Origin of the sequence: Liquorilactobacillus mali, assembly GCF_001437155.1 — a bacterium.
Taxonomy (GTDB): domain Bacteria; phylum Bacillota; class Bacilli; order Lactobacillales; family Lactobacillaceae; genus Liquorilactobacillus; species Liquorilactobacillus mali_A.
Genome location: NZ_JQAR01000071.1, coordinates 1 through 559 on the forward strand (window position 1 = coordinate 1; position 559 = coordinate 559).

The following is a 559-nucleotide window of genomic DNA, read 5'->3' on the forward strand; positions in this document are numbered from 1 at the left end:
CGGCGATCAGGTGAATCCGGTGCGTACAAACGCACTGCTCCTTTATAAGCGCCACGTTGTTTGGCCAACTCAATTCCTTGGCGCTGACGTTCACGAATTTTCCGCCGCTCCTCTTCAGCCGTGTATTTGTAGATCTCCAACACTAAGTTGGATAACAAAGCTTTCAGGTTTTGGTCTTCAACACCCGCAAAACTTGGTAAGTCCAAAATATTTAGCACGGCTCCTTTATGGCGGACCTCTTCAATAATTTCCGTCAAATCACGTGAACTTCGCCCTAAGCGATCCAAACTCAAAACAACAATCTCATCTTGATCATGAATATACTCCAACATAGCTTTTAATTGGGGACGGTCTACATTCTTCCCCGAAATTTTTTCGGCAAAAATTTTTTGCACCCCGGCTTTTTTAAGTGCGTCTAATTGGCGATCTAAGTTCTGTTCAGTGGTACTCACCCGTGCATATCCAACTTTCATTTCCCGCGTCCTCCTTGGTACATCCAAATGGTACACATGTTTTTCTTAGTATAGCACAACTAAAAAAGTGTACCACCTGGGTACAC

Annotated in this window: 1 protein-coding gene; it reads right to left on the minus strand. The window is 44.0% G+C overall.

The genetic code is table 11. The features are described 5' to 3' along the window. Positions 1–473: recombinase family protein (locus IV36_RS11755; protein ID WP_056992678.1), on the minus strand; the 473-nt coding region annotated here is incomplete at its 3' end. Between the last annotated feature and the right edge of the window lie 86 nt (positions 474–559).